24 protein-coding genes, 1 other RNA gene and 1 riboswitch are annotated in these 23,179 nt (G+C 36.2%); of the genes, 7 read left to right on the forward strand and 18 right to left on the reverse strand.

Translation table 11 applies throughout. The features are described from left to right. Positions 1-86 precede the first annotated feature (86 nt). From BK585_RS11470 to BK585_RS11480, 3 genes are all read right to left on the reverse strand, one after another. On the reverse strand, positions 87-1,166 hold the full coding sequence (locus tag BK585_RS11470; RefSeq protein WP_419095565.1) for a hypothetical protein: 1,080 nt from the start codon (positions 1,164-1,166) through the stop codon (positions 87-89). Between the two features lie 90 nt (positions 1,167-1,256). After that, complete coding sequence (locus BK585_RS11475; protein ID WP_078553579.1) at positions 1,257-1,817, reverse strand: class I SAM-dependent methyltransferase; 561 nt, start codon at positions 1,815-1,817, stop codon at positions 1,257-1,259. 136 nt (positions 1,818-1,953) lie between these two features. Next, positions 1,954-3,387 carry an NAD(P)/FAD-dependent oxidoreductase gene (locus BK585_RS11480; RefSeq protein ID WP_078553580.1) on the reverse strand — a complete coding sequence of 478 codons (1,434 nt, stop codon included), beginning with the start codon at positions 3,385-3,387 and terminating at the stop codon, positions 1,954-1,956. 91 nt (positions 3,388-3,478) lie between these two features. Further along, positions 3,479-3,578: riboswitch (purine riboswitch) on the reverse strand. Positions 3,579-3,803: 225 nt separating this feature from the next. Between BK585_RS11480 and BK585_RS11485 the strand changes: the two genes are divergently transcribed. Both BK585_RS11485 and ssrS read left to right on the forward strand, forming a co-directional pair. Then, positions 3,804-4,106, forward strand: a complete 303-nt coding sequence (locus BK585_RS11485; RefSeq protein WP_078553581.1) for a hypothetical protein — start codon at positions 3,804-3,806, stop codon at positions 4,104-4,106. A 161-nt stretch (positions 4,107-4,267) separates the two neighbouring features. Continuing rightward, positions 4,268-4,424: non-coding RNA, 6S RNA (gene ssrS / locus BK585_RS11490), on the forward strand. Between the two features lie 146 nt (positions 4,425-4,570). On the opposite strand, the gene BK585_RS11495 is transcribed toward ssrS, so the two are convergent. Continuing rightward, on the reverse strand, positions 4,571-5,569 hold the full coding sequence (locus tag BK585_RS11495) for a serine hydrolase domain-containing protein (RefSeq protein WP_078553582.1): 999 nt from the start codon (positions 5,567-5,569) through the stop codon (positions 4,571-4,573). Between the two features lie 63 nt (positions 5,570-5,632). Then, positions 5,633-6,289, reverse strand: a complete 657-nt coding sequence (locus tag BK585_RS11500) for a hypothetical protein (RefSeq protein WP_078553583.1) — start codon at positions 6,287-6,289, stop codon at positions 5,633-5,635. A gap of 281 nt (positions 6,290-6,570) precedes the next feature. Here BK585_RS11500 and BK585_RS11505 point away from each other — a divergent pair, with 281 nt between their 5' ends. Further along, the gene (locus BK585_RS11505) at positions 6,571-7,326 is read left to right on the forward strand and encodes a GNAT family N-acetyltransferase (RefSeq protein WP_078553584.1); all 756 of its coding nucleotides are present in this window, start codon (positions 6,571-6,573) and stop codon (positions 7,324-7,326) included. A gap of 144 nt (positions 7,327-7,470) precedes the next feature. Here BK585_RS11505 and BK585_RS11510 read toward each other — a convergent pair whose 3' ends face one another. Both BK585_RS11510 and BK585_RS11515 read right to left on the reverse strand, forming a co-directional pair. Continuing rightward, positions 7,471-8,103: a peptidylprolyl isomerase gene (locus BK585_RS11510; protein ID WP_078553585.1), complete on the reverse strand. Its 633-nt coding sequence runs from the start codon at positions 8,101-8,103 to the stop codon at positions 7,471-7,473. 18 nt (positions 8,104-8,121) lie between these two features. Next, complete coding sequence (locus BK585_RS11515) at positions 8,122-8,499, reverse strand: VOC family protein (RefSeq protein WP_078553586.1); 378 nt, start codon at positions 8,497-8,499, stop codon at positions 8,122-8,124. A gap of 168 nt (positions 8,500-8,667) precedes the next feature. On the opposite strand from BK585_RS11515, the gene BK585_RS11520 reads away from it, so the two are divergent. Together BK585_RS11520 and BK585_RS11525 are read left to right on the forward strand one after the other, a co-directional pair. Continuing rightward, positions 8,668-9,303, forward strand: a complete 636-nt coding sequence (locus BK585_RS11520) for a 3'-5' exonuclease (RefSeq protein WP_170885556.1) — start codon at positions 8,668-8,670, stop codon at positions 9,301-9,303. Positions 9,304-9,446: 143 nt separating this feature from the next. Beyond that, on the forward strand, positions 9,447-9,791 hold the full coding sequence (locus BK585_RS11525) for a hypothetical protein (protein WP_078553588.1): 345 nt from the start codon (positions 9,447-9,449) through the stop codon (positions 9,789-9,791). A 135-nt stretch (positions 9,792-9,926) separates the two neighbouring features. On the opposite strand, the gene BK585_RS11530 is transcribed toward BK585_RS11525, so the two are convergent. The 5 genes from BK585_RS11530 to BK585_RS24030 form a co-directional block, all read right to left on the reverse strand. Next, complete coding sequence (locus BK585_RS11530) at positions 9,927-10,223, reverse strand: ferredoxin family protein (RefSeq protein ID WP_078553589.1); 297 nt, start codon at positions 10,221-10,223, stop codon at positions 9,927-9,929. Next, positions 10,223-11,518, reverse strand: coding sequence for an FAD-dependent oxidoreductase (locus tag BK585_RS11535; RefSeq protein ID WP_078553590.1), 1,296 nt, complete (start codon positions 11,516-11,518; stop codon positions 10,223-10,225). Before BK585_RS11535 ends, BK585_RS11530 begins: the two co-directional genes overlap by 1 nt. Beyond that, the gene (locus tag BK585_RS11540) at positions 11,511-12,533 is read right to left on the reverse strand and encodes an electron transfer flavoprotein subunit alpha/FixB family protein (protein ID WP_078553591.1); all 1,023 of its coding nucleotides are present in this window, start codon (positions 12,531-12,533) and stop codon (positions 11,511-11,513) included. The genes BK585_RS11535 and BK585_RS11540 overlap by 8 nt, the downstream gene beginning before the upstream one ends. Then, positions 12,533-13,360: an electron transfer flavoprotein subunit beta/FixA family protein gene (locus BK585_RS11545; protein WP_078553592.1), complete on the reverse strand. Its 828-nt coding sequence runs from the start codon at positions 13,358-13,360 to the stop codon at positions 12,533-12,535. The genes BK585_RS11540 and BK585_RS11545 overlap by 1 nt, the downstream gene beginning before the upstream one ends. A 210-nt stretch (positions 13,361-13,570) precedes the next feature. Next, entirely contained in the window at positions 13,571-13,723 is a 153-nt protein-coding gene (locus BK585_RS24030) for an aminomethyltransferase family protein (RefSeq protein ID WP_170885557.1), read from the reverse strand. A 131-nt stretch (positions 13,724-13,854) separates the two neighbouring features. On the opposite strand from BK585_RS24030, the gene BK585_RS11550 reads away from it, so the two are divergent. After that, positions 13,855-14,232: a hypothetical protein gene (locus BK585_RS11550; RefSeq protein WP_078553593.1), complete on the forward strand. Its 378-nt coding sequence runs from the start codon at positions 13,855-13,857 to the stop codon at positions 14,230-14,232. A gap of 115 nt (positions 14,233-14,347) precedes the next feature. Next, on the forward strand, positions 14,348-15,976 hold the full coding sequence (locus BK585_RS11555) for a PAS domain-containing sensor histidine kinase (RefSeq protein WP_078553594.1): 1,629 nt from the start codon (positions 14,348-14,350) through the stop codon (positions 15,974-15,976). Between the two features lie 96 nt (positions 15,977-16,072). On the opposite strand, the gene BK585_RS11560 is transcribed toward BK585_RS11555, so the two are convergent. From BK585_RS11560 to BK585_RS11585, 6 genes are all read right to left on the reverse strand, one after another. Next, positions 16,073-16,825 carry an exodeoxyribonuclease III gene (locus tag BK585_RS11560; RefSeq protein ID WP_078553595.1) on the reverse strand — a complete coding sequence of 251 codons (753 nt, stop codon included), beginning with the start codon at positions 16,823-16,825 and terminating at the stop codon, positions 16,073-16,075. Between the two features lie 138 nt (positions 16,826-16,963). After that, positions 16,964-19,483, reverse strand: a complete 2,520-nt coding sequence (locus BK585_RS11565; protein ID WP_078553596.1) for a helicase-related protein — start codon at positions 19,481-19,483, stop codon at positions 16,964-16,966. Positions 19,484-19,652: 169 nt separating this feature from the next. Next, positions 19,653-20,030 (reverse strand): hypothetical protein, encoded by a 378-nt coding sequence (locus tag BK585_RS11570; protein WP_078553597.1) that lies wholly within the window; start codon positions 20,028-20,030, stop codon positions 19,653-19,655. Between the two features lie 10 nt (positions 20,031-20,040). Continuing rightward, complete coding sequence (locus BK585_RS11575) at positions 20,041-20,985, reverse strand: ArsA family ATPase (RefSeq protein ID WP_078553598.1); 945 nt, start codon at positions 20,983-20,985, stop codon at positions 20,041-20,043. An 18-nt stretch (positions 20,986-21,003) separates the two neighbouring features. Beyond that, positions 21,004-21,264 (reverse strand): cory-CC-star protein, encoded by a 261-nt coding sequence (locus BK585_RS11580; protein ID WP_078553599.1) that lies wholly within the window; start codon positions 21,262-21,264, stop codon positions 21,004-21,006. A 100-nt stretch (positions 21,265-21,364) separates the two neighbouring features. Further along, the gene (locus BK585_RS11585) at positions 21,365-23,107 is read right to left on the reverse strand and encodes a carbon starvation CstA family protein (protein WP_078553600.1); all 1,743 of its coding nucleotides are present in this window, start codon (positions 23,105-23,107) and stop codon (positions 21,365-21,367) included. Positions 23,108-23,179 lie beyond the last annotated feature (72 nt).

The raw sequence follows: 23,179 nt of genomic DNA on the forward strand, positions 1-23,179 counted from the left end.
TAGCATACCGTTACTTTTTTCTCTGTTTTTTACGATTAAATATGAATAACCGTAAGAGGAATCCGATTCCTCTTACGGCTGGAGTGCTATGGTATAACTTCTATTGGTATATCTTTTAACTGCCATTTATCTACAGGCGAAGTTCTTGTCACAATAAAGTCAAAAGAGAATTCATATTCTGGTCCATTTTTTTCTTGGACAATGAAAGTGACAGGTATTTCATATTGGAGCGGTTCGTCAATGAGCGGATGATGTTTTTTTACGATCCGAATATGATTTATGTTTTTTACAATGGACATTGTCGCATCTTGATATATTAGCTTTAACAAATCATAATCCTGCTGATTTAAAGATATGAAGAAAGCTTCAACTACTTCGTCAGCTGTCAGCCCTTCCACAAATGGCTTTATTAAACCTGCAGCTTTATAAATCATAATATGATGAGATAAATCTCTCTGTTTCGTTCGATGAGTAACACAGTCTTTAAAATGAATACAGAAATGCCCAGGGAATCGATTTTGAATGGCTCCCCCTCCATGTGGCATCCCATGCATGGAAGCAGCGATTGTTTGTCCTTTATAATGAATTAATATCGCTCTTCGTTTCCAACTCCATTTACCGTTATAAATTTTCTTCATAATTTTTGTATCGTTTTCTGTTAAAGGTTGTACATCCGCATGACTACTCCCTGCCCTTCGTTGAGCTTTAAAACTAAGACCTGTTTCCAAGTCAGTAATTTTAAATTTTGAATAACGCGGAATTAGGTCTTTGACTTCATCCCAAGACATCAGGCTACCAAAATGCTTAGAATCAAGAAGCTCGAAGTATGTCTTAATTTTATTTGTATCGTTCTTCGAAACTGAAATCATTGTTTTTTCTTGAAGATTATAGATGTTTCCATGCTCGTCCATTATAAAAATCTGTATAAACTCATCATCATTAATTAATATGTAATGATTCGAAAAAGGAACATCTTCTAGTTTAGTCACCGTTTTCGCTTCAAGGAGTGTTTCAACTAAAGAATCAACTTCAATCGTCAACACGGATTCAAACAAAGAATAACTTGAAGATTTCACTAAGAAAGAGATTTGACCAACACCGGCTTTTGCTTGAAGTGACGTTGGAAACACACTGATAACAAATATAATAATAAGGAGGCATAACATCTTTTTCACGATAAATTCCCCACCTGTCTATATAAGTCTCCTCTCATTTTTTATTATTTCTTCCTTGTTTACACTGGAGAATATTGGTCTTTATTTTACAGCTTCATAAACCCTCATAGGAGGAATATTTCTTAATTTATATTCGTCCTCCACCTTACTGAAATGGTTTTGTAAGTATTTTTTCAAATGTCGATTTCTTTGGAAACAAGTTTGGTATGGTAAGAATTTCCCACCTGTCTTAAGGACCTGATTCGTTTGATGTACGACCCGATTTCGCATCTCTGGACTCATTAAAATAAACGGGATTCCTGAAATGACATAATCAGCCGTTTCTCCATATTGTTTTACGATATCCACAACATTTTCCGCACTATCATGATGAACTTTCACACGGGAATCATTGATATTTTCTTTTAAATAATTGGCAAAGTTTTCATTTAGCTCAATTGTGATAATTAATGAATCTGCTGTAATTTGATTTAATAAATAGTTTGTGAAAACACCAGTAGCTGGACCATATTCTACGATAACAACTCGTTTACTTAGGTCCATTTTTTTACAAACATCCCGTACGCCTGTTTTTGATGTAGGTGTGATAGATGCAATATTTTTATCCTTGATGAAATTTTTTACATAAATAAGGGTACTCATTCTAGTCAATCCTTTACATTTTTTTCTAAAGTACGATACTACTTTCCCCTTAAAATTGGAAATGATACTTTTTCATATCAATATTTCTACAAAAAAAGTGCCAAAGGAAAAAACCTTCGACACCCATAACTCATATTTATTTTAATTTTTTGGCAATGTTTCTAGCAACCCAGACGCCGGCCGCACCAGCTTGAGCTAGTCCTCTTGTAATGCCAGCTCCGTCACCACCGCAATATAAGCCTTGAATTTCCGTTTCAAATTCTTCGGTAAGCTTTGGTCGAGCTGAGTAAAATTTAGCTTCTACTCCATAAAACAAAGTATGTTCTGAGGCTAATCCTGGCGTTACTTTATCTAATGCTTCGACCATTTCTACAAGACTCTTCATTGTGTTATATGGAAGAACTAAACCTAAGTCACCAGGCACGGCTTCTTTTAATGTAGGCTCAAGAAAACCTTCATCAATCCGTTTTTGTGTAGAACGTCTTCCCTTTAATATATCGCCATATTTTTGAACAATGACTCCACCGCTCGATAAATCATTTGCTCTCTTACAAATTTCTCTTGCATATTCATTTGGTTTATCAAACGGCTCTGTGAATTTATGAGAAACTAATAAAGCAAAGTTTGTATTACTAGATCCAAGTGCAGGATCTTTATAGGAATGTCCATTAGCAGCCATGATTCCACTATGATTCTCAACTACAACATGGCCTGATGGGTTTGAACAAAATGTACGTACTTGTGTACCAACAGATGTATTAAAAATGAATTTCCCTTCATACAAATGTTCATTGATTTCACGCATAACTACATCAGAAGTCTCAACACGAACCCCAACATCGACTTGATTATTGTACATTTTCAATCGACGTTTTTTGAGGATATCGGTTAACCAAGCAGAACCATCTCTTCCTGGTGCAACCATCACAAAGTCACTAAAATATTCAGTGCCATTCTTAAGTGTAATCCCTTTTATACAATGCTTATCATTTTCTTTTACTGTAATTAAATCACTAACTTCCGTCTTGAACTTCATATCAATTTTATCTTTTAAATATTCAAATAACGATTTAAGAATTTCTAAGTTTTGTTCTGTTCCTAGGTGACGTACTTCCGCACGAAGTAATTTTAATCCCGCACCGTACCCTCTTTGTTCAATATCTTTCACTTTGTCTGTCGTTGGATCAGTTATGTTTTCAGTAGCCCCATGAGCTAAATTAATACTATCAACATAGCGAATTAATTCAACTACTTTAGACGGCTGCAAATAGTCTGTCATCCACCCACCAAACTCGGTTGTAATATTAAACTTTCCGTCACTATAAGCCCCTGCTCCACCAAAACCATTTGTGATAGAACAAGCTGGCAAACATCCAGCAAACTCTTTTTTTCCTGCAGCCGGTGGACAAAATTGAATTTTTTCATCTAATATTGGGCAGTTTCTTCGATAAATATCATGGCCCTTATCTATTAATAATACTTTTGCATTCTCATTTTGTTGTAGTAACTCATAACTAGCAAAAATTCCAGCAGGTCCAGCTCCTACGATAATCGCATCATACTTAACCATGTCATATTCCCCCATTTGTTTATGCTTTTCTCTTTTAATGCAATGGTTGTGTACCGGTTAAAAAACACAAAAAAATCCTACCTATAAACGGGTACACTTTGTCCCCGTTCGTAGTTAGGAATTATAGGTTCCTTCTAGAGACCCTCAAACCATATTATTGAGGATATACGAACTAGATTTGCTATTTGGCTTTCCACAATTTTTTATTATATATGGTTTTTAGACAAAGTCAAGAGATAACTTAACAACTTATTCGTGTTTGCGGATTATATGTTTATAACTTTGTCAAAAACACAATAAAACTTACGCTAAACACGAACATTGATCTGATGTACACTTGTAGTAGTGTTTTCGACAGAAAGTATGCAATAATAAAGGAAATGAACTTCGAAAATGTGTTATTGAGGAGAATGACTATGAATTCAAAGGATATGGAACAAAAAGTAATTGAAAATTACCAAAGAGATGAAGAAATGATGATCCTTGTTTTTGCACAATGGTGCATTAACCGTGGATTAGACCCTGAAGAAATATATACTAAAGCCTATCCTAACCAAGGGAAAAACAAGTCCCTACAGTATGCTTTAGATTTAACTGTACCAAAAGAAGAATCAGAGGAAATTCAAGACCAAACTTTGCTAGGCGTGCTGTCGTTGTTCGGAAATGATGATTTAGCGATTGTAGTTACAGAAGAAATCAGACGTTTGAAAAAGGCCTAATTGTTGTCAATGGAAGTGCTTGTATGTTTCTCCTTTGATCTACTATTGAGGCGATCGGGTACGGGTGTTAAAGTATGAGTATAAACAAAAAGGTGCTCGTCACCATGATTCTCTTGCCATAGATATGAGGAGATAACACACGTTGTTTCCCTCCTTCTTTTACATACCTGCTATGTTTGTATCACATCTTGTCTTAAACCGATACTAACAATTAGGGAGCAGTCAATACAAATCAAACCGAGTGAGTTGATGGTTAGCGCACCCACCTACTGATGTAGGTTTTTAAGACATTTTGAGATACGGCAACGCGGGATAAAAACTCATTTCTTTAAGTAGAAATGGGTTATTTTAGTATGTTTAAGATAAGATTAATCTTATAAAAAGACAAATGGAACTCCATTAGAATTTGGGTTCCATTTTTAGGTCGCATTATTTTAGTAGGATATATACATAATTGTATATAACTAATTAAATGTAACTGCTACTATATTACTGAATTCCCTTAGATAATAAAGATAATTGTCTCCACCATAGTTATATTGCTTATTATACATTTTTGCTACGACTAGATTATGTTGAGGTATTACTAACAAAGTTGGACCCGTTATTCCTAATATTTGATAAGAGCCTTTAGGTACTCTTTCCCCTATTTCGCTTTTAAGAGCGGGCGTATCTTGAACATACCAAAATAAGCCGTTACGTGGTGTATTTTTGTCCTCATATTTTGGGCTTTGTACTTTGGTAGCTAATTGTATTACTTCTTTTGGAACGATTTGTTTACCCTTCATATATCCTTCGTTCAAATGGAGATTACCCCATAATGCAAATTCACGGGCTGTAGTATGAAGGTTTGGTTCACTTCCGTTATTTGTAGTTCCTATTAAGAGATCCGCATCCTCGTCTGGATTTTCAATCACTTTTACTAGTTCATCATTAGGGTTTGTATACCAAGCAGTCTCACATAAACCTAAAGGAAGGAATACTCTTTCTCTTAGTAATTCGGGAAAACTCACTCCATATAGCTTTTTTATTAATTCCGTCATCATTATTATGTTAATCCCTCTGTAAGCCCACCCTTTACCTGCATCAAATTCTCTATAAACAGTGCCATCTTCTTTCTGATGTAAACCGTGAGAATGTGTAACCAAGTGTCTTATTGTTGTGTTTGCAAGTAATTCTTTATCATAGTAATCAAAGTAATTTACCGCATAGTCATCTAAGCTTTTAATTTTCTTTTCGTACAAAGCAAATGCTACCGCTAATCCTAAATAGCTTTTTCTAGCAGATGCTACGTTAAATTTAGAGCTTTCCGTAATAGGTTTAGAACCCACTGAATTTGAATGGTAGCCCCCATAGTGCTCTACTACGATTTTATTATCCTTTATTACAACCAATGCAGAAGCACTGCTATGATTGAGTGCCATTATTTCTTCTACATACGAAATAATGTCTTTCAATGCCATACGTAACAACTCGTTTCTAATTTTTATAATTCTAAGTCATTTCAATAAATATCAGGGTTGAAGCTATTTATTTAATAGTAAAGCTCGAAACCAAGACTTAGTGACTGGTTCATGCCTGTGATGTTGTTTTACGCGTTCCTTAAAGATAAAATCAGATGGTGATATCTCTATTTTAGCGATAGGTTGAACTACTGTTTCACTTACCCATTCTGTAGAAATCCCACCTTGCTTAAATTTATCTTTAGGGAGAAGGTAAATCATACCAGGTGACCAGACGGTAGAAGAATATTCCTCAAGAGAGAAGTAATAAAACCGACGAATCCCTTTTTTAGTAGTAGCCGTTATACATATGTTACGCAGCGAACCTTTGTAGACATTTTTATCAATTACAGCAAAAAAGATGGACCACATTGCATCTGTGGAAGCAAAAACTGCGTTTATTGGCTTACCAGTAAATAGAGTTGAACTCCTTGGTTCAAATTGTTTAATATCTGAATGAGTGCTGCCATGGACTAATAGATTTTTATTAGATAATAGATAGTTAAGAAATTTTGACTTGGGGATATCATAGCTATAAGGAATCGTTTCTCCCTCTGCGTTTTTGATATGATTTTCATATATTTGTTCGAATAAAGCGATTTCCTCTTCATAAACCTTTTCTTCATTCATTTGCAAAAAATGAAGTGACTTACATATACCTAGTTTCACAACGTTTAACATAAAACAGCCCTCGATTCTAGTCCACAATTATTTTTATTATATTTTATCAGAATAATTGATATTTTTAATACAACTTTTGACTTATCCTATTCCTTGCTTAAGGGTAACAGGGTTCATGAAGAAAAAACTTATAGAGTCTCTAATTACATAAGAAAGAGCTACAACACGGAGTAGTCGGTTCTTATTAATGAAACCTATGAATCTTAAGAGCGTATATTTACTAAACATTTTTTCTCTAATTTACAAAGGAGTTTTTAATACCAAATTTGGAGGTGGAAGACATGGGGTTTGTTCAAATTACTAAAAATAACATCGAGACTGAACACATATGCTGTGCATTGGGGGCAAAACAATATGAGAATGCAGTGAAGGAGAAAAAGAAATGGCTAACAGAACGAATGGATGAGGGATTAGTTTTTTCTCGTTTAGATGAACGTGCAAAAGTATTTATAGAATACTTACCTGCTGAAATGGCGTGGGTTCCTATTCAAGCACCAAATTTTATGTATATCAACTGTTTGTGGGTTTCAGGTAAATATAAAAATAATGGATATGCAAGGCAATTGCTAAATCATTGCAAAGAGGATGCAATGAAACGTGGTATGGATGGGATTGTACATATTGTAGCTAAGAAAAATTACCCATTTTTAAGTGATAAACGTTTCTTTGAACATATGGGGTTTGATTTAGTAGATCAAGCAGAACCTTATTTTCAATTAATAGTTTTGAAGTGGAATGCACAAGCTATTGTTCCTTCTTTTAAAAAACAGGTAAAGCCGTTAACTGATGATTTAGGCATATCCATTTATTACACAGCTCAGTGTCCTTATGCTGTTGGTATATTGGAAGAGCTAAGGGATATAGCAGAAACCAATAATGTCCCGTTTAAAACTTATAGGATAACAACTAAAGAAGAAGCACAAAATTCATCGACAATTTGGACTACTTTTGGTTTGTTTTATAACGGCAAATTCATTACACACGAAATAATTAGTCCAAACAAATTTATCAAATTCCTATCAACAAAATTTGAATGATACTCTTTGTTCTTACTTCTATCTCATATTTTTATTAACACAGCCTATGAAAAAAACGAGACAAATTCACAAAGTGAACATGTCTCGTTTTTCATGAATGTTTTTTAGTTTTCTACTCTAAGCGGAATTAAGTAAAACGAGGTGTTAATCAATTATTGCAGGTTCGTCATAGTCTATTCCATGAGTTTCTACCGTTACCATTTGCATCACTTGGTCTTTTTGGGGGCGCTCATTGACAGCCTCTTCTTGAACGATAGCGTTTACGGTATCCATGCCATCAATGACCTTACCGAAACCTGCATATTCACCATCTAGAGATGTGGCATTGCCGACGACTATAAAAAATTGGGATCCAGCTGAATCAAAATGTCTAGAACGTGCCATTGAAATCACACCTGGTTCATGACTAAGGTTATTTTCAAAGCCATTAGCGGTAAATTCACCAGGGATTGAATAGCCAGGTCCACCTGTGCCATTACCTAGAGGGTCTCCACCCTGTATCACAAACCCAGGAATAACTCGATGAAAAATAAGGCCATCATAATACCCTTCTTCAACAAGTGAAATAAAGTTATTCACTGTGTTTGGAGCGACTTCTGGGAATAGTTCAATTTTGATTTCCTCATTATTTTCCATCACAATTGTAACAATCGGGTTTGTTTCATTGGATGGAGATGTACCCGTTTCTGGTTGTGTGGCTTCTGGTTGTTCTTCGCTTGTCCCACATCCAGCAATAATTACAACAAAAAACAATAAAAGCATTCCTAATTTCTTCATTTTATTTGGTGTACCTCCTTATCTTCTTCGCTCAACAAGCTCTAATTTCTCATGATTTGGTCCTCTAAAAAATACGATTTTAGTATCAGGGAAGATTTGTATAATATCCCCGTCCATCTTGATGTTATGGCTTACTAAATGAGCAACAGCTTCTTCAATATTTTCAACGGAAAGCGCCAGATGATTAACGACTCCATCTTGGTCCGTGTTAGGAGCAGCTATTAGCTCTACTTCAGAATAGGGATTAGATGGTTGATACAAAAAAGCAAGCTCTATTGTCTCATCTCGAATGAACGTTCTTTTTCTTAATTCAAAACCGAGTATTTCCTGATAAAACTTAAGTGATTTGTCCATATCACTAACCATTATTCCAATATGTTCGATTCCTGTAAACATAGCAACATCTCCTTCTATATGTATTCTAAATCTATCATAACTGTAAATGAACAGGAATTCCACATTCACCCTTCTTAATGAAAATAGGAATGAGCCTTTTTTTATGGTAGGATAATGGGTAACTATAATTTATAGATACCCCTATTCTAAACAGAAGGGATGAACGTTTTGAATGCTGTAGTGTTTGACTTAGAACTTGTGAAACGATTTAAAAAAGGTCAGCTGAGTGAAATTGTAGAAATTGGTGCATGTAAAATAAATATAGAAACAAAAGAAATGACAAGTCAATTTCAAATTTATATCCTTCCTGCTGCTGGCTACATCTCAAAAAGCACAAGAAAATTTATTAACATGACAAAAGAAGATGCCAAACGGGCTGTTCCCTTTAAAAAAGGAATTGAAACATTTATAGATTGGCTCGGAGACCATTATTATTTATGTTCGTGGGGCAAAGATGATAAAATTCATTTACTTGACCAATGTGTACGAAATCGAATGAATCTAGACTGGTTAAAAAATTATAATGATATTCAAAAACCAATAGGGAAATTACTTAGAGCAGAAGATAAAAACCAATTAGGCTTAAAAACAGCGATTGACCTCGCTGGTATAGAAGCAGTTGGAAAGGCTCATAGGGGTATTGATGACGCTATTAATACGGGTTTATTGTTGCAAAAATATATCGCCGACATAACACTTGAAGAAAACAAAGTGAGCAAAACAGAAATCAATAAACATATGCTTCACCAAAAGAGAGTAAGAAATCAGCCGAAAACTAAAGTACCTTTAAGTAAAAACACGTAAATTTTATGTGACATTTGTTAACAAAACACTTTTCATTCCTACCTAAATTATTATAAAATTCAAAAAACAATAAATTTTTTCACATTACAACATATACTATCTGTAGAAGTGTATTTCCATTTAATGATAAAGGGGAGATGTGTATGCGTGATGTTCCTAACTTTGGTGAATTTTATCAACGAGAGCTTATTCCAATTGGTAGCAAAGATCAAATATCAGTGACAGAACACTCAAGAGCATGGAGTACACTGGACAATTATACACACTGGTTAATGGCACTTGAAGGTAATCCAGTTTCTCCGGTTTCTGAAAGCTACGAATGGCAAGTTCTCGTTTTTCCAGCAGAAATGTGTGGCACTTTTAGCTATTCTACTCCATGTTTTGTTTCAAAGCGGTATACTACATTTGCTGAAGCTATTCAGCTCATGAAAGAACTCGAAGAAAAAGCGAAGAAAGACCAGTTTTTTACGTTATCTGTCGCAAACTAAAAAATAAAAAAAGAAAGATAAATACCTTATTGTTTTTCTTTTTGGTAAACATTGTGAAATATCATACATACTTCTTCTTTCGTTACTCTAATCAAAAAAACAGGACTCCCTAATGGTAGCCCTGATACCTCTCTCTCATCCTAATCTAAAGACAATCCCATGACCGCCTTTTGGATATTCCCACTTTATGTTTTGATGAGGACATCCAATCCTACAACTTCCGCACTCATGACATCCTTCATAGCCTACATGCATGCGAATGTTTTCCCATTTATATATTTCAGCGGGACAAAAAATGGTACAGATTTTATCGGGACAACTGGTTAAACAGATATCAGGGTCTTGTACATGAAGATGGGATTTTGTATCCGCATTAAAACGGACAAGGTATTGCTTTTCCTCTATGGATTGCCCTTTCTTTAAATCACTCATTACTTCACCACCCTCCAAGCTCGGATAGCATCACGAGCTAGCTTTAATTTTTCTTTTCCAGAACCAATGTCTTTCCATATTTTCTTTTGTTTTTCTCGCTTTGACGTCCCATCTACAGTAAACATTTGGCTAGCTGCACGGTTCATCATTGGGATATACTCATCAAAGTATTGCGGGAATTTATCAAAGTGGTGTGTGGCATCTTTATATTTTTTCATATCTTTTCCTACAAAACTTCTCATCAGCTCAATACGGTATCTTTCCAATTGAGATTCTGAAAAATTCTCAGCTTCCATCGCTTTTAATATCGTTTCAGCTGCAATTCTTCCTGATGTCATGGCTAGATTTGATCCTTCACGATGTATTGCATTTACGAGTTGTGCTGCATCCCCAACCACAATCACACCATGTCCTACAACTTTTCCCATCGATTTATATCCACCTTCTGGGATGAGATGAGCTAAATATTCTTGTTGCTCACTTCCTTGCAGATAAGGTCGGATCATAGGATGACCTTTTACATAATCAAGTAGTTCATATGGCTTTATTTTATGTTTAATTAAGCCTGACAGAAGGGTACCGACTCCAATGCTTAACGAATCTTTATTTGTGTATAGGAATCCGGTTCCTAAAATTCCTTTGGTAGCATCTCCAAAAAGCTCAATCGTACAGCCTTGATTCGGTTCAAGATTAAATCTGTCTTCTATGATTTTTTTATCGAGTTTAACAATTTCCATTGTCGCTAGCGCAACCTCATCAGGTCGGTATTCTTTATGAAACCCTAACGATTTCGCTAATAAGGAATTAACTCCATCTGCTAACACGACAACATCTGCAAAAATGGTGCCGTCTGGTCGGTCAGTACGAACTCCAACAACCTTTCCGTTTTCAACAATACATTCAAGGACAACGGTTTCACAAACGAGAACAGCTCCTTGTTCCACTGCCTTTTTTGCAAACCACTGGTCAAATTTCGCTCGAAGAACCGTGAAATTATTATAAGGTTCCTTGCTCCACTCCATCCCTTTATACCCTATGGTTATAGCTGACTCTTTGTCCATCATCATAAAACGTTGTTCGACGACTGGACGTTCTAACGGCGCTTCTTTATAAAATTCTGGAATGACATCCTCCATCATTTTTCGGTAAAGAACACCACCCATTACGTTTTTAGAACCTGGATATTCACCGCGCTCTAGTAATAATACATTTGCTCCTCCCTTTGCCAATTCATAAGCACAAGAGATTCCTGCTGGTCCAGCGCCAACAACGATACAATCAAACTTTTCAGGCATGTGTAACCCCCCTGTCTTGTCTTGCATTTTTAAATTCCTCTATCAATAACGGTACAATTTCAAACGCATCGCCAACAATACCATAATGAGACGATTCAAAAATAAGAGCTTCTGGGTCTTGATTAATCGCAATAATTAAAGATGAATTTTTCATGCCAACAACATGTTGTATTGCACCTGAAATCCCTATCGCAATATAAATCTTTGGTGTAACGGTTACGCCAGTTTGCCCGACTTGATGATGATGTTCTATCCATCCTGCTTCAACAACATCACGACTCGCTCCAACAGCACCCCCAAGTGTATCTGCTAGTTGATGGATAAGCTGAAATCCTTCTGCGGATCCCAGTCCTTTTCCACCCGCAACGATAATATCAGCTTCATCAATCCTTACTTTTTTAGTTGTCTCACGGACAATGTTAAGTACTTTTGTTCGAATGTCTTCTTCCTTAAGGTCGATTGATTCCGTAATAAGCTCGCCCCTTCTGCCAATTTCACGTTCTAAAGCCTTCATCACTTTAGGTCTTACCGTAGCCATTTGAGGTCGATACTTTTTACACAAAATCGTCGCCATAATATTGCCACCAAATGCTGGGCGACTCGCAAGTAATAAACCTGTGTCTGCTTCAACATCAAGTTCAGTAGTGTCCGCAGTTAGTCCTGTCGGTAGGTCAGTTGCAACTGCACTTGCTAGGTCTTTTCCCGTGGAAGTCGCACCGTATAATATAATCTCAGGTTTGTGTTTTTGTGAGCAATCCAATAAAGCTTTCATAAACGATTCTGTTCGATAATCTGTAAATATCTCCTGGTCATAAATATACGTAATATCTGCCCCGTATTCAAAAACTGTATCTGCTAATGCAGTCACTCCATTCCCAATTAAAAGACCTGCTAATTTTACTCCTCGCTTATCTGCTAGCGTCCGACCTGCTCCTAATAATTCTAAGGACACAGGAGCTATCTTCCCTTCATTTTCTTCAATATAGACCCATACTCCACTATAATCCTCAAACATTAGACGCCCCCCTTTTCAACAAACAATTCTTGTCGTTCTAATAATAGATTGATTAGTTGTTCAGCTTGTTCCAAAGGCTCTCCTTCTAGTAATTTACCACCTTCTGGTTTAGGTGGGGCCCACACTTTTGCTACAATCGTAGGTGAACCTTTTAGACCAAGTTGTTTACGGTCAATTCCTTCTAAATCGTTGACTGACCAAATCTGAGGGTCGTATCTAGCTGCTTTTAACATATTTGGGAATGGAGAGTATGGAACTTCATTAATCTCTTTTTCAACGGAAAGCAAACAAGGGAGGGTAGATTGAATGACTTCATAACCATCTTCTAATTTTCGGTGTACAACCATATGGCCAGCTTCTTGATTGACCTCAACGACTTTATTTACTGAAGTAAGGGGAGGAATATTCAGTCGCCTTGCAATACCTGGTCCAACTTGACCGGTATCACCATCAATGGTCATCTTTCCACAAATAATCAAATCAATCGGCTTTACTTCTCCTATTTTTTCTAACGCTTTAGTTAGCGCATAGCTGGTAGCTAACGTATCAGCACCTGCGAAAGCGCGGTCTGAAATCATATATCCCTCATCGGCACCAATTTCAATACACTTTTTAATGGCCTTAACAGCTGGTGGAGGTCCCATTGTAACTACTGATACCGTTCCTCCATATTGATTCCTAATTCTAACGGCTTCTTCTACAGCATGAGCATCATAAGGATTCAAAATTGCGGGGGCACTTGCACGGTCCATCGTATTTGTTTTTGGGTTCATTTTTATGACTTTAGTGTCAGGTACTTGTTTAATACATGCGACAATATGAAGCATTTTTTTCACTCCTTTCAAATCATTGGGACTTACTGTGAGAGGTTTAGGGCTCATTACTTCTAATATATAAGGACATTGATAATAACATGCTTACTAACTTTCTAAATTTTCAAAATTTAATCGAAACAACTATTTGCTTTTGGGTAATAAAAATAGAGAGCAGGAAAAGGTTGTTTTTTACCTTTTGTCCTGCCCTCTATTCTACACATCTTATCTTGTTCTTTTATCAATTTCCCACACAGTAGATGTTTTTTTACGCTTTTTTGGAACATATCCATAACCTGTTGGGCTGATTTCCATGACTTCTTCATATGTTCCGCTAGTATTTTCTCTTTCTGCTTCGTCGACGAAATCCTTGTCCATCTTCTCACCTCATGATTCAATTTGTTATTAGATTTCCCTATGGCTTTCACTGTATCCATTAGAAGTTATAAACACGGGATATACATGATTTAGTGTTGTCAGGGGAATATAAGCGAAAAGGAGTGGGTGCAGTGAATATTGTAGAACAAGTAAAAACGTTCACGAAACATATGGGCGATGAATTTCTTGAGTTGTTTAAGCATAACCCTACAAAAAAAGTGCGCATTATCGACTTTATTCGCTTTGTTATAAAACATGGGGATGCTTATGAGAAAAATTATTTAGGAATTACGTTTACTACGTATGAAATGAGAATGGGTGACTATCAGTTCAGAGTAGAAACAAAGGGAAAGGATAATCAAATTCTTGAATTTATTGTTCATCATCAAGAAGAAACGTATTATTCTTATCAGTGGTTCCAGGAAAAACAGTCGTTAGGAGATAAAATGGAACTACCAGAAACCTTTTTACATGATATCAAATATCAAGTGTCTAAAATATATCACTAAACAAAAAAAACAGGAGCTTTAGCTTTTGGCACTGCTCCTGTTTTTTTGAATTTAATATGATTTTCTACTCATTGTAGTAAACTGAAAATGAGTCTAACAAAGCGTGGTGACATCAATGGGGAAAAACAAAAAATATTTACTTTTTTATCTTTCAGTTAGTTTGGTCTGGATTTTCGGAACGGATTTATTACTTAATTCATTGGCTTTAGATAAAGGTACGTTGGTCCTTCTTCAACATACTAAGGGAGTTGTATTCGTTTTACTCACCTTTTGCTACATGTATTATCTCGTACGAAAAAAAGAGAATTTTATTGCAGTGAATGAGGAACGACAAAAACTTAGAACACTAATTAATTCTATGGCTGATTTTATCAATTTTAAAGATGGGCAAGGAAGATGGATAGAAGTAAATGAATTTGGTTTAAAGCTATTTCAGTTAGAAGGAGTGGATTACCGTGGGAAAAAGGATTCAGAGTTAGCGGAGTATACTGATTTTTACCGAAAAGCATTACTACACTGCGAAATATCGGACCAGGAAACCTGGAAGAACGGAAAAATCACCAGATGCCTTGAAGTATTACCTATGCCAGATGGGACTAGTAAAACGTTTGATACAACTAAAATTCCGATATACAATTCTGATGGGAGTCGCAAAGAACTCGTTGTAATGGGAAGAGACATCACCGATAAAATAAAGGCAGAAAAGAAAATTAAGGAAAGCGAACAGAAATACAAGTCATTGTTTAAGTATAATCCCGAGCTTGTGTTTATGGTAGATCCAAATGGCATCTTTATTAATGTTAATCCTAAGTTTGAGAAATTAACGGGGTACAAACCATCTGAATATATTGGTAAATCGGCAATGCATTTACTTATTTCTTCAGAGCAAGAAAAGGCTCAAACTGCCATTACGAGGGTAGTTAAAAATAAATCAATTATTGTTGGAGAGGATTTAACCCTCCTACGAAAAGACGGAAAAATAAAAAGAGTTAGTTGCGGCCTTGTACCTATGATAACAGATAATCAAATAGTAGGAGCCATTGGCTATGCGGTCGATATTACAAATGCGAAAGAAAATGAGGAAAAACTCAGAAAAACTGAAAAACTTTCCGTTGTCGGTGAATTATCAGCAAGTGTAGCACATGAAATTAGGAACCCACTAACTTCGCTAAAAGGCTTTGCTCAATTTTTGCGCGAAAGCAATCCTGAAAATGATTTTATTTATAAAATAATGATTGATGAATTAAACAGAATTAACGATATCGTTAGCGAGTTATTAATTTTAGCCAAACCACAAGAAGTAAAATATCAAGTCTGTAATATCAATGATATGTTTTCCAGTGTCCTATCACTTTTAGAATCTCAAGCGAATATGTACGGCGTGATTATTTCTCTCCACCAAGAAAAGATATTGCCATCTATTCATTGTGAACCTAATCAACTAAAACAAGTGTTTATCAACATCATTAAGAATTCAATTGAAGCGAATTCGACCTTTGTTCGCGTAACAACGGCAGCTAAAGAAGATGGCTACATCCATATTTTAATTGAAGATGACGGCATTGGAATCGAAGAAGCTAGATTAAAACACTTAGGTGAGCCATTTTATTCCGCCAAAGAAAAAGGAACAGGACTTGGACTTACCGTTAGTTATCGCATCATTGAATCACACCAAGGAGAAATACATTATCATAGCAAGGTTAATGAAGGAACAAAAGTAGTCATAAAATTACCATTACCATGATGGTAAGAGGGGTGTGATAAAGTTGTATTTTTCCCTTTGTCACACCCTTCTAAGCAATGTGTAAAACCGCCACTATCTGTTACATCTTATATTGCTTTAACAAAGCTCTAACACAACAGGACAATGGTCGCTTCCGTGAGTATCACAATGTATTTGTGCATCTTGGAGCCTATCTTTTAGCTGAGAAGACAACAGAAAATAGTCAATTCTCCATCCGATGTTACGTTCTCTTGCTTTATTTACGTAAGACCACCACGTATACGCCCCTTCCTTAGTTGGGTAAAGCTCACGATAACTGTCAAGGAAGCCCGCTTCAAGTAGTGAAGTCATTTTTCCACGCTCTTCTTCTGTAAAACCGGAATTCCCCTTATTTGGTTTAGGGTTTTTCAAATCGATTTCCTGATGGGCCACGTTTAAGTCGCCACAAATGATAACAGGCTTTACCTTATCTAACGTGAGAACATACTGTAATATTTTATCCTCCCACTCTAGCCGAAAAGGCAACCTTGCCAAATCACGTTGTGAATTAGGTGTATATATTGTAATAACGTAAAAGTCATCATATTCTGCTGTAATGATTCTTCCTTCAGGCTCATCCATCTCTTCTCCTACCCCGTAATGAACAGATAATGGTTTTATCTTTGAAAAAAGAGCTGTTCCCGAATAGCCTTTTTTCTCTGCATAATTCCAAAATTGATGATAGCCTTCTAATTCTAAATTAATTTGTCCTGCTTGAAGTTTTGATTCTTGAATACAAAAAATATCGGCATTTACTTCGTTAAAATAATCAAGAAATCCTTTTTTCACACAAGCCCTTATTCCGTTTACATTCCAAGATACTAGTTTCATAGTTTATGTCGTAACTCCCTTGTTTAGAGGATTCTATCTTTATCACTATACTATGAAACGGATTAAAATCCAATAAAATTGGGTTTTAACAAAAGGCTGACTCAAAGGGTTTTCCCCTCGAGTCAGCCTTAGTCTACATTACATTTCATCATCCATCCATCTTCGTGAACGACTGTAATGACAGCTATCACAAATCGGATATTGATGATCCCAATCTAATTTCTTCCCACACTTTTTACATTTTTTTGCGTATGTTCGTACATCTGATTTCAACGACTCATGAACTTCATCACTGATTTCTTGCCGTACTCTTTCCCAATATAATGCTTCGGTTTTTCGGTTTAAGCGGTAAAGAAATAAAAGATGAAGACCCACTGCTTTATAAGATAGTTCTTGTTCCTCAAGTGAACTTCTTTTTAACACCGGTTCTGGAAGTTCCTTTCCCTTTACAATGGCATACATGGTTTCTTGCCACTGCTCGATTAAACCCTGTTCTCTTCCAGAAAAGGGCAAATGCAAAAAGCCGTAAAGGTCTTGGAGCGATAAGCGCGCTTCAATCTCAGTTTCTTTGATTAATTCATAAAGCTCCCGCTCTTCATATAGTGATGCTTTTTTTGTTCCTTTTGGGCTTTTAAACATTTTCCATAACTCGAAGAACATCCCAAGGTCTCGTGAGTATTTTTGAAATCGCTCTAAGACACTTTTTGTTGGTGCAATTGCAAACGTATGAACAGGCTCATCATCCTGATGTAGCAATTTCTTCATTTGGCGGATGTCTTGGGTAAAGGCTACTTTCCCAACATTATATATCCCTTTTCTACCCGCACGACCTGCAATTTGTTTCACTTCTTGTGAATTGAGACGACGCCTTCTTGTCCCATCAAACTTTTCATTTTCTAAAAAAACAATTCGACGAATTGGTAAGTTTAAACCCATCCCTATCGCATCTGTGGCAACGATGACCGTCGTTTCTCCATCTAAAAAGCGTTGCATTTGTTTTTGCCTTGTTTCTGGTGGCATACTCCCATAAATCATACTTACGGAATGTCGGTCATTTTGAAGTCTTGCTGCAGTTTCAAGCACTCGTCTTCTTGAAAAGCAAACAAGCGCATCTCCTTTTTGTGTATCTTTTATAGAAAATGGATTACCTTCTACTTCTAAAGGAATTTCTCTTTTATAATCACGCACTTCAATTTTTGATGCACCTAACAGTTGCAAGATCATATTTTTTGAATTGCGACTCCCAATGATATGAACTTCAGTTGCATTGGCTTTGGTAATTGCTTTGTACCATGAAAATCCACGGTCTTTATCTGCAATCATTTGTGCTTCATCTATAACAACCACATCATAAAACTCTTTTTCATGAAACATTTCAACGGTACACGAGCTATGTTGCGCCCCTTCAACTTCTTTTTCCTCTTCACCCGTTTTGAGGGAACAAGGAACACCTTCATGATTTAATTTATCATATACTTCCAACGCTAATAACCGCAAAGGCGCAAGATAAATCCCACTAGCGGCCTTTTTCATACGCTCTAACGCTTGAAACGTCTTTCCTGTGTTTGTTTCCCCAATATGAAGAACATAAGAAATACTTCGACCTGGGGAAGGGCTATATTCTCTACCAAATATATCTTCAAGCATTCGTTCTTCGCGTTCTGCCTGAAGCTGTTGTTCCCGTAATCGTTCTTCTTTTTTTCGTTCTCTTTCTACCAAATGCTGTTCATAAATCGCCTTATGCTTCTCCTGATCAAATGGGACATCCGGTAGTTCAAGTAAATCGGTGATGAGCTCATCTTGAATATCTGAGAAGAATACGATATACAGTCCATATAAAGAATCACTCATCAAACGGTTCAAAACACCTTTTGTAAACGAATGATTGTTATTAACTTCCTTATACTTCTGCAAGAGCTCATTAGGAAGCGTTGACATAATCAGATTAAGCGATAAGGTAGAAATAATTTCTGATATTACAATTTCGTAAATATCATGGAACGTTTCTTCTTGAACAAAGATGTCTCCCCACTCACGAATCTCAAATTCATCGCCTGTTATTTCAGAAAAGAAATCAGCCACCGTTTCATAGTCTTCTACAGGTGAACCATTTACTTCTAAATCACCAGCAATGCGTTTAGCAACCTCTTGTCTAAGTTGTAAGTAAAGTGAGTTATGGTTCTGTTCTAACGTTGCTAATGCATATTTAATGATTTGTTCTTGAACTTCATTTATTGCCCTAGCTCTCATTTCCTCTTCTTGTCTTTTTAAATATTGTTCTCTAGCGCTTTTATAACGCTCCTCCCAAAGTTCATCAGAGTCAGCATATTCTTTAGTTAACCACGGTATTACCTGGAATGGTCGATAGTGTTTAATTTCTGTCCGGAAGAGTCGATTAAGTGTTTTTTTATCGATTCCTTCAACATCAAACCCTCTATCTTTTACATACATTCTTTTTTCTTTTTTAGACACTCCGTTTGACGCTTTAGTTACCCAAACATTTATCCATATTTGTTCAACATAATGATTTCTCTCTTCAAGATAGTCCTTAAAAGAATGAAGTTGATTTTTCTCACCTAGAAATGAATCAATATCTTCTAATACTTTTTTCTTCGTATGGTCAATAGCATGAGGATATAAAAAATCGAGTTGGCTCATAAGAACCTCCTTTCCTTGAATCTTCACACTAATTTTATACTATTATTTACCTAAACCGTATAAACATGCTCTCAAAATTATAAGAAAGACTGTGACTGGATTCATTGATCATAAATAAAGCCACTGAAAAAGGTAGTATAGGCTTTCTCAGTGGCTTGCATTTTAATCTTTACGTTACGTTTCTATTATTTTGTATAAATAGAAGAAGGATAAGTTTGATTACGATGTTAATCATTGAAGTTAAGACAACGGATAAAAGCTCATTGGCTCCATGTAAATAGTTATAAATAAAAACTGAGCTTATGATCAGGATAATCTCAAAGATAAGGACAACCAAAATAACAAATCCAAACTTACTTTTAGAAAATGGATAGCCCGTAGTGGCTATGAGTAAGACTGAACCTAAACCTATCTGGAGGAGAGACATGAGTAAACCTAGGGAACCAATCCCACTTTGACTCAACGTATATAATCCATTCGCAATATTCGATATAGCTGATATATATAATATTACGATTACAATGACTAAAGGAGCTGTTTTAATCAAGGCACACCTCTTATGACACTATCGCGTTATCAAAATAACGTGAAAAATGGTCAAGGGCATTAAGGGATGCGATATCTTCTTCAAAAAGAGGCACTTTAATTTTAGTTAAAGTCGCAAATTTTTCGTCAATAAGCTCTAAGTATTCTTTTTCTATCGCCCTTCGTTTTTCCAAGAAACTACCATCTGCTTTATTAGGAAGTACTTTATTGACAATAATTGTTTCAATATGTAAGTCATACTTGGCCAGTAATGAAATCGCTTTTTCGGTTTCTAAAATAGGTAATCGCTCAGGAATCAGTACAAATATAAATCCAGTCATCTTTTTATCCAATAGAATGGCACGAACATCTGCAAATTTTTTCCTTCTTTTTTGTAACGTTTCATAAATCGGGTCTTCAACGGGTTCTCCGTCATTTAAAAGATGAGTGTAGTTTTGATTTATCTTCTGACGTCTTTGGATCATTCCATCAATCCATACTCCCATTAATTCCGGTAAAGTTAAAAGACGAATCGTATGTCCTGTTGGAGCCGTATCAAAAACAATTTTATCGTAGTTTTCTTGCTCCTCAAGAATAATCGTCGAAATGGCATCGAACATCGCTGCTTCATCGGCACCAGGGGTCGCAGCAGCTGTATCAATTTGACGATGAACTTCATCTATTAATGACGTTTTGATCATCCCTTTTAAGTTGCCTTTTACATTGGCGATGTATTTTTTTGTCTCTTGCTCAGGATCAATCTCATAAGCAAATAAATTGTCGGTCATTTTCTTAATCTTCCCACCAATTTTTTTATGAAAAATGTCCCCTAAATTATGTGCTGGATCCGTTGAAATAAGCAAAGTTTTAAAGCCTTTTTTGGCACATACCATAGCAAAAGATGCTGAGGACGTTGATTTCCCTACGCCTCCCTTGCCCCCAATAAAAAATATTTTTTTCTCAAATAAAGTAGACATCGTTTCTCCCCCATTCTCCTAGCAACACCGAATTCCATCCAATGGGGAATGTTCGATTCCCATTCGAAGGTGCCAGTCATGAAATTTTTCTAGTATATAAGGATATAACTCTAGTGTGTAATAAAACGCAGGATTTGGAATACCTAACATATCTGAATACACCAATAGTAAAAACAAATCGTCTTCTGCCTGTAATTCTCTATGAATCTCAGCTTTGTGTGGCAGTCTTAGCATTTCGTCATAGAGTTCAAATAATCTTTTTAACGACATTTTACTCATTGAGGATCACCAAACTTTTAATTTATTTTAGTAGAAAGCCCGCTATGAGTATTGTTTCATAGCGGGCAAGCATGTGCAAGGCTATTGCCTATTGAATTGATTATGCAGACTTATCAATATCATCATAATCTTTTCTGGTTAGTAGGACAGAAACAGCCGTAATGAGAATCCAAATCGCAAAACCTAGGATAATTGAACCGAATATAAAGAGTAGCATATTCGCTTCGCCACCAGATAAACCAGACCAATCAAAAATAACCTGTTTACCCATTGCCCAAAGGGTCATGACGAGGATAAATACCATCGGAATTAAGGTTGGTAAGAAGTTTCTTCCTAGTTTCTTTAACCAAATCGTGATTAATAATAGTGTTATGCCAGCTAATAACTGATTTGAAGTACCGAACAAAGGCCATAACGTATATCCACCAGAACCGAAGCCGTTTGGCCCTTTTGGTAAAAGAACTAATGCTGCACTTGATACTACAGCAATTGAAGTAGCAACATGTGTTTTAGAAATAGATGGAATGTTATATTCTTGACCTAGCTCTGCAATGATATAGCGCATGAGACGAACAGATGTATCAAGCGTCGTTGCAGCAAAACTAACAATAATAACCGCCACAATAGTCGTAGCTACATCTGCAGGGATCCATAAGCCTGTGGCTAATTGGCCAGCCCCTTGAACAAAGTTTCCTAGCCCACCAGAACTGGCTGCTCCAAAACTAGAATACGCCGCTAGGAAATCTCCTTGGTTTGCAAAGAAGGTCGCAACTGCAATAATAACGATTAAGGCTAGTAATCCTTCCCCTACAGCTCCTAAGTACCCTACGAATCTAGCATCTGTTTCATTGTTTAATTGTTTTGAAGTCGTACCAGACGAAACTAGACCATGGAAACCTGAAATCGCACCACAGGCAATGGTAATAAATAAGAGCGGAAACCAACTTACATCGGATGTTGAATTTGTCATTGGTGCCGTGATGCTCGGGTTTGACAGGAATAAACCTAAGTATAAAATCAATAAACCTACAATTAATTGATGAGAGTTAATATAATCACGTGGTTGAAGGAGCTTCCAAACTGGTAATGTCGACGCGATATAGACATACACCATGAGGATAATAATCCAAACGAAGAATGACATGGCTACTCCATCAAGACCGAAGGCAACCGTATTCTCTGCTCCACCAAAATAACGAACAAGGTCAATTTGAAGAGCAGGAACTTTACTTGCCACAACTGCCGTTATATACATCACAGCTAACGCAACGATTGACGGAACTAACATATTACCTTGTTTCTTATACACATGATATCCAATCCATATCGCTAGTGGGATCTGGATAAATACTGATAAAACTGCAGATGGGAAATTAATAAATAAGTTAGAAATAACCCATGCAAACACTGCATTAACCATGAGTACAAGTATTAAAATAATAAACAAAAATAAAAGCTTTGCTTTTCTACCAATCAAACGATGAGCAAGAGTTCCAACAGATTGTCCTTTGTTACGAACAGATAAAACTAATGCACCAAAATCATGAACACCAGCTGCAAATACCGTTCCTAATACAACCCACACAAGCGCTGGTAACCAACCCCAATAAATTGCGATTGCCGGACCTACAATCGGTGCAGCCCCTGCTACTGAAGTGAAGTGATGTCCCCATAAGATAAACTTGTTGGTAGGAACAAAATCTTTCCCATCTTTAAATTGATGGGCAGGTGTGACATAGTTTGGATCGAGTCGATAAATCCTTTCGGCAATAAACTTGGAATAATAGCGATATCCTAGTGCAAATACAGCTATCCCTATTACGGCTAGAACTATACCACTCATTTACATTCTCCCTTCTAATATGAGATATATTACCAACCTTATTTTAAACTATTCTGAATATTAAAGCTATAA

It is taken from the genome of Bacillus alkalicellulosilyticus (assembly GCF_002019795.1).
GTDB lineage: Bacteria > Bacillota > Bacilli > Bacillales > Bacillaceae_F > Bacillus_AO > Bacillus_AO alkalicellulosilyticum.